Origin of the sequence: Bradyrhizobium sp. SPXBL-04 (assembly GCF_051853035.1) — a bacterium.
Lineage (GTDB): Bacteria > Pseudomonadota > Alphaproteobacteria > Rhizobiales > Xanthobacteraceae > Bradyrhizobium > Bradyrhizobium zhanjiangense.
Genome location: NZ_CP182472.1, coordinates 2,399,980 through 2,411,474 on the forward strand (window position 1 = coordinate 2,399,980; position 11,495 = coordinate 2,411,474).

An 11,495-nucleotide genomic window follows, 5' to 3' on the forward strand; every position below is an offset into this window, starting at 1 on the left:
ACCAAACCAACCAGCGAGCGCGATTAGAGCGGCGATGTTGATGTACTTCTGCGCGTTCTGCATCACTTCACCGCAGTCAAAGACTCGGCCACGCCGGCTTTCTAAGCCGACCAACGATCTTAGCCTGCTCGTTAAGCCACTCAGCGATCTCCCCCGCAAGCTCTTCCGTCTCGGCAGAGGCGACCGCCTCGCCCCTTTTGTTCTTGAGCTCTTCCCTCTGCACTTCGATTGGAAAATCGTCCGGTATCAGTTGGCCGAAGGCCTCTGCAACGAGGTACGCTTCAGTGCGCAGTCCAGCCGCATAGATCGCGATCGGCTCGTCGCGCTTGGTGACAGACGTGTGGCAGCCAAAGTACCAGCACATACTTCGACAAAATGGCACGTGCACGTAGATCGATGCGGACTTCTGGCCGCCCAAGGACTTGAGCCACGCTTGATAGTCCAACTCGCAAACTGACGCTGACAAATGCGGGGACGTCGGATCACTGGTGTAGCGCGGTAGGCGATGCTGCCGTAGGATTGTGCCAGGTCCGCTCGCATTCGGATGCCTTTCTTGCTTTCTGGGTCGGATTATCGGACACGAACCGGATAAGCTTTGCGCTGCCTCAAAATATCTGTTTTGCGGATGCTATGGCTGCTCCAAAGCGAAATTGGTAGGACATGCTGTCCGCCGCATACATCGTATTTTGGATCGCGATGAAGCGGTCTCGCGCCAGGAATGAGCATCCTTTACGATGCGAAGCCCCATAGCTCGTTATAATCCAATGACGCCAGAACTGGTCATGGCGATCGACGGGCAGCGCCTTGCTGTTCGCGCTGAACGTGCCCGGGCGTGGCAGTGCCTCGCAGTTGGCGTGCAGTGAGTCGAACCGGCTGCGGTCGGATGATCCAGAGCGTGCCGGAGGGGTTCAAGGAGTGGGAGTGTTTCGCCGCACCCGCGCGACCGCAATCGTCCGCCCTTATCGGTCGGCGGACATGAGAGCCCTCCTTTTCGCGCGATATCACTGCGCAACTGCCAAACCTGCGACGGTTACATTGTGGAACGTGCCGGAACCAGAGCTCGGGAAAGCTCGGCCATGCCTTGCACCGGCGGTCACGAAAACGCGACCGAGCTCCGTTCGGCCTCAGCTTCTTGCTCCAATTGCAGAATATGCGCTCTTAGCGCATCGGAAGTCGCTGCCGCTGTCTCGCTGAATAGCGGATCTCCATGATCGGTGAGGGCGGAAGCGATTTCGGTCCAATCCTGAGCCGAGAGAGCCTTCAGGGCGGCGGGAAAGAAATCTCGTTCTTCCCACATCATGTGGTGCCGCTCGCGTACTATAAAGTCGCGTACGATATTGCCGACGTTTTGCCGAAGGAGTTCACGATCCGCGAGGATGGCATCAATAGCTTGCGCGAAGTGATGCAAACGATCGACGACCTCCTGGTGTTCCAGCGCGAGATCGCCGACGATTGCAGCTACCTCCGGATCGCGAGACTTGAGCTTGGAAAAAATCAAGTCTTCCTGCGGATGATGGTACAGCTCCGGGTAAACCTCGAAATAGCTGATAATCGCGCGAATGACCTCATAGTCGGGACGGATCCCTGTCTCAAAAACCTCCAATTCGCGTTGAAGAGCGGCCAGAAGCAGATCAATATTACGATGCTCTCGAAGCAAAAGATCGATGATCATTGCGGTGCTCCTGAAGGTACAATGTAGGCTGGAAGCTTTTCTGCCGTTTGCCAGATCGCCAAAGCCGAATGCGGTGTGCTTCGCTGCGCTGCTATTTGTCCGCGCTATTCGAAGCAAAAAGTAGCGCGCTTCAATTCGAGATGGCGTAAATTAACTTAGCCGAGTGTTGCACAACGCTCCTGGGCAGTCTGTCGTTACGCAGCTCGACTCGGCGTGAGGTCGGCAGGGCGACCACGCCATTCTGCTCAAGTTGGGTAAAGGTGCGCGACACCGTTTGATCGTCAAACCAAGATAATCGGCAACATCCTGCCGTGACATGGGCAGTTCGATGGCAGCGTTCTTCGTAGCGCGGCGAAACATATCGAGCAGGAAGGCGACGACGCGGTCTTCAGCGCTGCTGATCAGGAGCATCATATGTTCCTGAAGGCGGCGGAGCTCGAGCGCCATCACGTTCAACAGCTGCTGTGTTAGCTCCCTCTCGTGACTGGCGCGAGCAATAATGGCGATACGCTTAACCATCAGCAGCTGTGTCTCACAAATCGCCTCGGCCGAAGAGATATGGGTTTCTCCGGCCTCGAAGCCGAAAATGTCACCAGGCAGATACGACATTCGTCGTCCAGAATCTCATAGGTTCGCACAGCGCCCGACACCATGTGAAAGAGGTATTGCGCTGCCGCGTCTTCGCTGTAGATCTCGCTATTGCGAGTGAACCGCATCGGTGTCGCAATCATGGCAAACGGTCCACGACCATGAGGTTGCACCGGCGGCCTGGGCGTGCATGGCGGAGCCTGTGTTGCGTACGTCGATGGGACGAAGATTGGCTGCTCCTGACGGGCCGGGAAACTTGGATGTTTTCCCTAGGTAGAGGCCCCTAAGTATTTACACGTAAGTCCCGTGAGGAGGGCATCTTGACTGGGGCACGCGGTCCCTTGGTTGCTCCAACGTGCTCAAATCGGATTAGAAAGCTGCATCCTGGCTTCGTCGGGCGCGTCCATGGAAAGTCGGAACGCACGGCCGCACCCGTGAAGAGCTCCAGCCATTTCGGCTCTCCGTAGGAAGTCTTGTTCCGGCGCCTTGACTCTGATCCTCGTCACCATCAGTCGGCCGCGGAGGTGACGAGGCGGATATTGACGGTATCCTGATCGATGTAGCTTGAATGCATGAATAAGCCATTCGCGCCATTTGCGCAGCTGCTAGAGTCCCGCGGTAATGGCGATCCGCATCAACTCGGACATGCTGCGGACATTGGTCTTGGCCATGAGGTTCGCACGGTAAACCTCGACCGTCCGGGGACTGATGCCGAGATCATGGGCGATCACCTTGTTAATCTTGCCGGCTAATAGTCCCTGCAGGACGTCACGCTCGCGCGACGAGAGGCCCGCTAGGCGGACTTCCGCCTGCAGTTTCGCTGCGTCATCGGCTGGCTTTGTCGGCCGCGCTTCCAAAGCACTATTGATCGCACGCAATAGCACCTCCTCCTCGAACGGCTTCTCGATGAAGTCGATCGCACCCGCTTTCATCGCTTCGACTGCGAGCGATACGTCGCCATGACCAGTTATCAGGACCACGGGGCAGTCGACGCGATCGGCTTTCACTTTGCGGACCAGTTCGAGACCGCTCATGCCTGGCATGCGGATGTCTGACACAATGCAGTCAACCGGACCGCTCGCGACGTCATTGAGAAACGCGGTCGCCGTCTCATAGGTTGCTACGTAGAAACCGTTAACATCAAGCAGAAACGCGAGCGAGTCCCGCATCGCGGCGTCATCGTCGATCACAAGAATGCGCCGCCCCATCATGTCTCTTCACTAAGCTCCGCAACTGGCGCGGTGAACTGAAAGATCGCGCCGCCGCCTGGGGTCGCTTGCGCGACGATGTGGCCGCCTTGTGACTGATGATCGTCCGGCAAATTGATAGCCCCACGCCCATGCCATGCTCCTTGGTCGTGACAAAGGGACAGGCGGTCGGCGATATCAGGGCTGATGCCGAGGCTCTTATCAGCAACGGTAAACATGTCAGCCTTGGCAACTTGGACAGTCAATTCGCGGCGCGGGCAGGAAGCTATGGCCTCGATTGCATTGCGTATCAGGTTCAGCGCGACCTGCTGGATCTGGATCTTGGCGACGATCATTGATGGCGATCGCGGCCGCTGCGGATAGCCACGCGTACGGCTTGCTCCTTGGGGCCGACTAGGACCAGAGCCACAGCCTCTTCAAGGAGCGTGAGCGGATTCTCCACAGCGTGCTCCATCTCGCCCTCGGCAACGAATTCCCGCAGGCGCTTGATGATAAAGTTGACGCCCAGAGCCTGTCGGGCGGCGTGTTGTGCATCAGCAGTGCGGTTGGCGTCCGGCCTGTCGGGCGCCAGCAGAGCCTTTGTGCCGCGCATGTAGTTTGCAATTGCGGAGAGCGGCCGGTTAATCTCATGGGCAATAGAGGATGCCATCTCACCCATGGCGGTCAGCCGCGACCTATGCACGAGTTCAGATTGCAGCTCTTGCAAGGGCCGTTTCTGCGTCCGCCGTTCAGTGAGGTTTCGGATGAAACCGAAGAACCGTTCGCCGCCCACTTTGGCCTCACCGACGGCAAGCTCCGTCGGAAAGGTCGAGCGGTCGCTCCGTTCGACGACCACGATGCGGCCGATTCCGATGATGTGTCGCTCGCGGTTGGTTAGATAACGTTCGATGTAGCGGTCGTGCTCGGCGCGGTAGGGCTCCGGCATCAACCTCGATGCATTCGTTCCAACCACTTCGTGAGGAGACCAACTTAATAAACGTACTGTCGCGCCGCTGAACGAGCGAATGACGCCCTTCTCGTCAAGCACGATCATGGCTTCCGGCACGATGTCCAGGATTAACTGCAGATGGGCTAGCCTATACCGCGCCTGCTCTGATTCCCGCCGCAGCCGATTGCCCATGAAGCCAAGGAGGGGACCAAGTACCGCGAATTCCGCGATATCGATCATGTTTGCGGAATCGGTGATGAGGCCTTTCGCAAGAAAGGCCAACGCTGATGACGAGGCAGAGCAGGGCAGCGAACTTCGCCAGTCCGCGGCCGCGGCGAAAGCGGCAAAACGACGACCGGAAGGTAGATGATCGTGAACGTGCGGTCTTGAAGATACAGATATAGCACCGGGCGCAGCACGAGAGCCGGCGTGGCGGCTGCCGCGGCAGTGCCATAGCGGTACCAGATGTGGTCCGACATGTTTCCGGGCAGGCCCTCTCATTCGATCGACTCTACATTGTTTCCCACGAGAGGCCATCGGAGGCAGTCCGGGCCTCAACTGACGCGAATCTATTGTGCAGGATGGCCGCCGCTACTGGGCCAGATGCGCCAGTGCGTCGGCTGCACGGCGACGTGCTCTCCGGTCTTGGCCTTGATCCAGCCGCCGAAGATCCGGCGGCAAGGAAAGACCACCCGGTGAATGGTATTACCCTCAATCACGGCAATCTCCAGATCCCGATCAAAGGGCGGCGCCGTTTCGAGCCGCTCCCAGGTCAGGTCGCCATTAGATCCTGGACGGAGTTCATCGCTGCGGGCTGACAAATTCAGGCAACCTTCTGAACACTACGGACGAGATCGCTTGGCCGCGGCGCGAACAGGCTCAGCCCAGTATTATCCAAGCGGCCCGTGGTCTCGATCGCCTCAGCCGCGGCCAGGATTTTATCGGACGTGGCGCCGTTGAACCTTCCGTGCCGGGACATGATCCGCTCGCCAACCGAAATAGCGCTGCGAAACGACTCCCGGGCTTCGATCGAGTCGATCTGGATCAGCTCAAGCTCTCGGCGGTTGGTGTTCATCGCCGTTCTGCAGAAGTTAAACTGGACTGCCGCTCCCGCAATCTGGCTCGCGGCGGGACGAATGTCGCCGTGGTCCATCATGTCGAAACATCCTCCGTTGGTGACAAATCTCCTTGTCCCACAGCGTCAGCGTGGGCGTTGGGTTGTGATGACGTCAGCCGCGCCCTTGCGAGCGGGGCGGCATTCCCAAGCGAGAATGGGAAGACGCCGGACTTCGCTTGACGCCATTCTGATGGGCCTAGCTGCGCTCGGCGCCGATCATCGCGCCGGTCCGCAGGTCGATGAAGTGGACGCCATCGCAAGCGGCGCAGGTTATCGGGTGCAGGTCATCGGCACGCGGCTCGGGTGCTTCCGGCAGCAGTCCTTGAACTCGGTCGCCGGTATCTGGACATGAAAAGATGATGGGGTGCCAAGTCTTTCTGTCTGCCATGTGTTGTCTGACCTTGGACGGGAAGATCACTTATGTCGGTAGGCGGCCGCCGCAGCATTGATACAGGTCAAAAAGTGCTGATGCGCGTCCAGAATGGCCGAGCTCGAGCGGCCGCTGCGAGCCGGACAGGCCCGCGTTGGCAGGCGACATGTACCAACTCGGCCGATCCGCCAGGGCCTCCGCGTTCGTCCGCAACACTCCAGCGTGTAGCCGGGTTGATTTGAGGCGCACTGCAAGCCGATGGGCCACAACAGCATTTGTCCTCAATGCTGCGATAGCCAGCAAGCAAAAGATCAATTGATCGCTCGCCTCGCATTGTCGGTAGCTTGTCCACGCTGATCCATATGCTTTGGCGCTGAAATCCTGAACTTTGGGCTTATCGAAACGTTGGCTGCGACAAGCCTGATCATCGGCTTTGCTGTCGCGGCGGCAGGCTGGACTGTCAGGAGCGAGATCGGCCGGTTCGCCTCATTGGCCCACGGTCACGTGCGCGTAGGTCTCGCCGTCGATAGCCCCCGGCCGTCGGCGCGTCAGAAATGGCGCTGGCGGTGATTGGGCTAATGACCGATGTTTGCGGCAATGCGTCGTGAGACCACCAAATATCGCATGTAAAGTTCGCGGCGTCTCGAGGTTCCATATTGCCAGCGATCGAGTATGGGATCGATAGAGATCAATAGTCGGCAGTCTCGGCGTGACCGGCGCATGCTGCTCTCAAGCGTCTGTTCGGGACATTCCTCGATCATCGACTCATGTCGGTCGAGAGCATGAGCAGACAAGAAGACGCTGTCCCTCGGCCGTTTCAAAGCAGAGTGAAATCCGCCAAGCTGGACAGATAGCGATTGCGGGATCTGCGGGACAACAGGAGCGCTCGCGCCGCGTCGTCCAAGTCTTGATCACATCTCGGCGGCGGAGCGGACAACCTCTTGGGGATGCTGCTTGAGACAGATCAAATACTCTTGTGGCGCGAATGGCAGAATGGCGGGTAAGCAAGGAGGAGGGTGTCATGCCTTCATTTGACGTTCGGTTCATTAAGACAGTTTGTGACGATACGGGCCACGAGCATCGCGCCTGTCAGGCAGCGTTCAAGGTCGATGCTGCCTCGCTGAGTGCTGCTGCACAGCAGGCGGAGACCGATTTCTGCAAGCAAAAGAGCGTCCGCGATTGGACAGTCTTCGCCGATGTGATAGAACTTCGAACCCCGCCTGCATTGCCGCCGGCATGGGGTGGTTAGCTTGAGTTTGGCCGAGGAAGTCTGCCAATTGAATTGTGGGATCGCGATCCCGGACAATTTCGTTTCGACCATCGATTCGAGAGAACAATTCGTGATGCTGTCGTCAATCCGGCAGGCCCCTGTTGTCTCACGATACCTAAGCGGACCTCACTGGACGGCTTGCCGGCCTGCCGTTCAATTGGCTCGGTGCAGCGCTCCGTCAAGCGTCGTACCGGCAGGGCCATCCGCATCGAAGGATTGGCTCTTACAAATCGGTCTTATTTGATGCATGTCAAAAACAAGTCTGCCTAGGCAGCTATGGCTGTTTCGAAGGGTAGACATGCTTGGCAATCTGCACATATCAATGTCGCTTGACGGTTTAGGAATCTGCTCAGCCGGTTACGAGCGAGTCTGTCCGCACACCCGAACCAGCTTACTTGAGCCCGCAGGAATTGAATGCGATCGCACGTGAACTCAATCTGTCCACATCCCCTTTCGAGCATGGCGCGCAAAGACCGGGCTCTCCTGAACTCTTAAGCAAGCGTCTCGCACGTCCCGGTTTTTCCCACATTACGCTTGCGGCCCGCTATGGAGACGTATTGCAAGATCTGCAGCGGGTGTGCGGCCTGTGTCAGGCCAAGACCCGCTGCGCCGCCGACGTCGAGAGGCAAAACCATGCAACTCCGCTCACAGGCTGCCCAAACGCACAGACTCTGCGAGCTCGGTCGTGAGATATCCTCCCGCTGCGCTTTCGCGATTGATCGCGTTCAATCAGTTCCTCGCCGAAGATCTTGGCTCCTGAGCAAGCCCACTTTCAAAGAAGGCCATCACAGGAAAGCCCATCGCCGCCTCGAAATCCACGACGTGGGTGAAGCAGGCCTTATGTCTGTATTCGCTGTTTCTGCCTACGTTTGCTTCTTTGCCGGAGCGATGGGACACGATCCTTCGTTTACCTTCTGCGCATTGCTGGCTTTCGCCGCCAGTCTGGTCGCCGCCATCATCCTCAATCGCCACTATGAACGGCCGTGCGACTACCGCCGGCGGAGACATCTCGGTCCGACCAAATTCGGCTTGCTGATGGCGATCTGGCCGCTGGATGACAAGGAAATGCAGTCTCACGCGAGGCGTATTGCATCCACACCCTCAATACAAACGGTGAGTGCGCTCCACCTGCTCGCGCGTATATTCGTGACAAGGACGCCAATATTCTTAAAGATGCGGATGGTCATTGTCGCGTCGATGTGACGAAGACTGATCCGTATTGAGCTCATGTCGGCCAATGGTCAGACGTAAGCCTGCAAGTTGGACCGAGGAGCGTACCACTTTTATGACTGGCGTATCTCGCGTTGTGGGTATGAACGCCATGTCTGTGTTCCACGACCAGTGGGCGGTAAGTTGAACGTGAACACGTTCGCGTCCGGCGGCACCATCGTGCCCGCGACGGTCCTCACATACATCGGAACGGGAGTTCCCGAGTACGATTTTATCGTGCACTAAGGGATAAACTCAGAACAAAGGAAGGTTGCCACGGCAGACAATGCTCAATCAAATCCGTCCGAACCGCAAAAGATCCTCGCATCACAGCTCGGGCCTCCGTCTCGTTCAATCTGTACAAAGGACAATTCGGTTCACCGGCCCGTTAGCGACGCGCCAACCGCAGACCCCGCGGTTGCTTGCAAGGCGTATTACTTTGCTGAGAACGACGCCTCCATAAGAGGATCTGCTAGCGACAATAAGGCGTGCGAAGCTCCTGTGTTCTCCACGATCGCGGAGCACGTGAAGGAAAAGCGGGATTGCGTTGGAAGCTAGCTTTCCTAGCTAAGGTGATCCCGAGGATCGCTCAGCGTTTTCGTTCAGGGGGAAAACGAGTCTCGCCGCTCTCGATGACACTCGTGTTGCCCGAAACCGAGGCCTAAGGCTCCATTTGAGCTAGCTCGACGTCGACAAGGAAGTCGCCTTTCGATGGGTTGACAAAAGGCCGGCTGGCCCGTCATCCTGCGTGGCTTAGTCAAAAGTGTAAATCCGATCATGTTTGGGTATCGTGACGCTTTGCGGTATGCACGCTCAGGTGCGGGCGAAATCCGGAGAAAACTCGCGTAGAGTCTTAAAGCGCCACTGTTGCTTCGATGTCACCAAATAGATGGACCGGCGATCTACGCTTGTGTCGAACGAGGGACGGCATGTTCGATATTTATTTGAACGGAAGACACGATCTTTTGGTCGTTCCGCGAGGCTTTGCGATTCCCGCTGGATTGGACGGCAATTGGAAGCGAAAGAAGCGGGCGGTCCGTTCAGTGAGCGATCTCATTCGCCAAGATGTGCAACAGCGCGGTTACCACCGACGTAGTTTGATCTCAAATCGGTCCAAGGCGGCAGTTGAGACCTCATCACACACGTAGCCAACGCGCGTTGACCCATTCTTCGAAACAATCTGGGCAGGATGTCGCCGATGCCGTCGAGAACCTTGCTTACCGCGTCGACGGCAGGTGGGTGTCCTGCTTCATTAGTCTTAAGGAGCAAGGTTCTTTTGAAAAGGGGCGCATGGCGCTGCGCTTTTCCTCAGGACGAGTATTATGAAGCTTTTCGTTGAGTCGATTGCGTGCGCGCGTGAGTTTTCAGCTGTCCATACTGAAGATACTTGCCGGCCAGCCGCACGGACGGGCGAGCATCGAAATCGTTAAACAGCATTTGGCCATCTATTATAGGAGCGGCCCAGAGTGGCCGGCGCGTATGAAGCGCATCGCGAGCCGCGCGCCCCAACTCGATATTTTCGGCCAAAGGCTGATCGAGCGAGAGGCCGGGTGCTGGATTATCACCGAGGAGGGAAGGAAGTCTCTTGAGACGCTCGAACAGCTCGATCGAAGCGCTATGCGAGGTCAGGTTGAGCGGGAGATCGCGCAAGAGCCTGAAGATGAGCAGCCGCCTCTCGTATCGTCGCAGCCGCGAACGAGCGCGCGCAGAAAGCGCTCCCCGGCAAGCGATTGAGCCCGCGGAAAGGGCTATGGCGTGACGGCTTACCACTCAATCCTTGTTGATGGCGACTTACTCCGTTAGATTCGTGCAAATTCAGTTTGGAGATGATGCAGCAATGGGTACTGTGAAAGTGGTTCAACGCGACCAATGGATATGGCTTCATTCAACCTGAGGAGGAGAAGCTGACGTCTTTGTGCACATCAGCGCGGTCGAGAAGGCTGCTGGCTGCGCCAATCGTGCGGAAGGCGCCCGGGTCAGTTGTGAGATGAAGGTCGATCGTTCAGGCAAAATCAGTGCCGAGAACCTGCGTATTGGTTGACGACGTCGCCTGGCGAGGGACTTTGCCTGGTCCTTCAGCGCTCTGACCGCCTCTGGCGTTCTGACGTTGAGTCTGGCTTCTTACGAAGCCATTGATATGGCCTCATCATCGCATTGTCGTACTGCTTTTCAGCAAACATGTTATCCCCGAAATTGGGCATGATGATCTTGAGACTGGGGTGGAGGGCATCAATTGCGCGGGCTGCATGGGGAAGATCGAGCGCAATCTGTTGCCATTCCGGATGTGACACGCGTGGACCTCACCCGGATCCTCAAGTCGAGGACCATCAAGGGTCCGCGGTCTCTCTACGCGAAATATGGACACAGCACACCGAAAGCGAATTCGACGAAGAGCGCGCGATCAAAGCTGAAGCGTGGCCCGTGATCTTCACGTCGGCCGCCTCTCTCTAAGAAATCATCGCGGACGCTGAAACCACGACGCCTTTCCGTTCTCTGTTCTTCTTCAAAAGAAGTGAAAGCTATTCATTCGGCTACACATTGCTCCCGAGGCGCCGAGCCCGACGACGAACACGAGACCGATCTAGGGTTCAGACTCAATTGATCCAATGGGCTGTGATGGCGGCGAGGTGGACGGTAGCAAAGAAATTCCTGGCGAGTTTTGTCGTATCGAGTCGCGACACGCCTGAAATCCTTGAGACGGCAGAAACAGCGCTCGATAACGTTGCGCCTTTTGTAGGCACGCTTGCTGAAGCTGTGGAGGGTTACCCTGTTGGATTTGGAATGACGGGCTTTGCGCCGCGATTGACGATTTCGGCACGAAAGTCGTCGCCGTCGTAGCCTTTGTCGCCAATGAGGGTAGACATCGGCGGCGCGGGTTCCAAGAGGGCCGGCCCTGCAGTAATATCTGCGGCTTGCCCTGGAGTGAGATGGAATGCGCAAGATCCACAATCAGGGTCGCTCAGCGCGTGGATTTTCGTGGTCCGCCCAAGGCGCGAGCGGCCAATCGCCTGTTCGCGCTCCCCCCTTTTTCGCCGCTCGCCGAGCGATGCGCTTTGATCGTGGTGGAGTCGATGGACAAAGTCACGCAGTCCTTGCCGCAGCGGGCCTCAGCGTGCGGGGTCTGTGCCTAATT

The 11,495-nt window shown here is 57.5% G+C and carries 12 protein-coding genes and 2 pseudogenes; 5 read left to right on the forward strand and 9 right to left on the reverse strand.

The genetic code is table 11. The features are described from left to right. Nucleotides 1-76: 76 nt before the first annotated feature. The 8 genes from ACNJX8_RS11025 to ACNJX8_RS11060 all read right to left on the reverse strand — a co-directional run bounded on the left by ACNJX8_RS11025 (nt 77) and on the right by ACNJX8_RS11060 (nt 5,552). Entirely contained in the window at nt 77-445 is a 369-nt protein-coding gene (locus tag ACNJX8_RS11025; protein ID WP_439360625.1) for a hypothetical protein, read from the reverse strand. Between the two features lie 648 nt (nt 446-1,093). Beyond that, a complete protein-coding gene (locus tag ACNJX8_RS11030) occupies nt 1,094-1,672 on the reverse strand; it encodes a hemerythrin domain-containing protein (RefSeq protein WP_439360627.1) in 579 nt (192 codons plus the stop codon). A 150-nt stretch (nt 1,673-1,822) separates the two neighbouring features. Further along, nucleotides 1,823-2,281, reverse strand: coding sequence for a helix-turn-helix domain-containing protein (locus tag ACNJX8_RS11035; protein WP_439360628.1), 459 nt, complete (start codon nt 2,279-2,281; stop codon nt 1,823-1,825). A gap of 584 nt (nt 2,282-2,865) precedes the next feature. Further along, nucleotides 2,866-3,471, reverse strand: a complete 606-nt coding sequence (fixJ, locus tag ACNJX8_RS11040; protein ID WP_439360629.1) for a response regulator FixJ — start codon at nt 3,469-3,471, stop codon at nt 2,866-2,868. After that, nucleotides 3,468-3,803 carry an ATP-binding protein gene (locus ACNJX8_RS11045; RefSeq protein WP_439360630.1) on the reverse strand — a complete coding sequence of 112 codons (336 nt, stop codon included), beginning with the start codon at nt 3,801-3,803 and terminating at the stop codon, nt 3,468-3,470. The genes fixJ and ACNJX8_RS11045 overlap by 4 nt, the downstream gene beginning before the upstream one ends. After that, nucleotides 3,800-4,636 (reverse strand): PAS domain S-box protein, encoded by an 837-nt coding sequence (locus ACNJX8_RS11050; RefSeq protein ID WP_439360631.1) that lies wholly within the window; start codon nt 4,634-4,636, stop codon nt 3,800-3,802. The genes ACNJX8_RS11045 and ACNJX8_RS11050 overlap by 4 nt, the downstream gene beginning before the upstream one ends. A 329-nt stretch (nt 4,637-4,965) precedes the next feature. Then, on the reverse strand, nt 4,966-5,217 hold the full coding sequence (locus ACNJX8_RS11055; RefSeq protein WP_439360632.1) for a hypothetical protein: 252 nt from the start codon (nt 5,215-5,217) through the stop codon (nt 4,966-4,968). A gap of 2 nt (nt 5,218-5,219) precedes the next feature. Then, nucleotides 5,220-5,552 carry a hypothetical protein gene (locus tag ACNJX8_RS11060; protein ID WP_439360633.1) on the reverse strand — a complete coding sequence of 111 codons (333 nt, stop codon included), beginning with the start codon at nt 5,550-5,552 and terminating at the stop codon, nt 5,220-5,222. Between the two features lie 151 nt (nt 5,553-5,703). Here ACNJX8_RS11060 and ACNJX8_RS11065 point away from each other — a divergent pair, with 151 nt between their 5' ends. The 5 genes and pseudogenes from ACNJX8_RS11065 to ACNJX8_RS11085 all read left to right on the forward strand — a co-directional run bounded on the left by ACNJX8_RS11065 (nt 5,704) and on the right by ACNJX8_RS11085 (nt 10,403). After that, nucleotides 5,704-5,865: a hypothetical protein gene (locus tag ACNJX8_RS11065; RefSeq protein ID WP_164939555.1), complete on the forward strand. Its 162-nt coding sequence runs from the start codon at nt 5,704-5,706 to the stop codon at nt 5,863-5,865. A gap of 1,039 nt (nt 5,866-6,904) precedes the next feature. Then, nucleotides 6,905-7,132, forward strand: a complete 228-nt coding sequence (locus ACNJX8_RS11070; RefSeq protein WP_128946056.1) for a hypothetical protein — start codon at nt 6,905-6,907, stop codon at nt 7,130-7,132. Between the two features lie 843 nt (nt 7,133-7,975). Further along, complete coding sequence (locus ACNJX8_RS11075; protein WP_439360634.1) at nt 7,976-8,356, forward strand: hypothetical protein; 381 nt, start codon at nt 7,976-7,978, stop codon at nt 8,354-8,356. A gap of 1,485 nt (nt 8,357-9,841) precedes the next feature. Then, a complete protein-coding gene (locus ACNJX8_RS11080; RefSeq protein ID WP_439360635.1) occupies nt 9,842-10,096 on the forward strand; it encodes a hypothetical protein in 255 nt (84 codons plus the stop codon). A 103-nt stretch (nt 10,097-10,199) separates the two neighbouring features. Continuing rightward, a pseudogene (locus ACNJX8_RS11085) lies at nt 10,200-10,403 on the forward strand (cold-shock protein). A 553-nt stretch (nt 10,404-10,956) separates the two neighbouring features. Here ACNJX8_RS11085 and ACNJX8_RS11090 read toward each other — a convergent pair. Continuing rightward, nucleotides 10,957-11,474: pseudogene (locus tag ACNJX8_RS11090) on the reverse strand (IS5 family transposase); the annotation flags it as partial. Between the last annotated feature and the right edge of the window lie 21 nt (nt 11,475-11,495).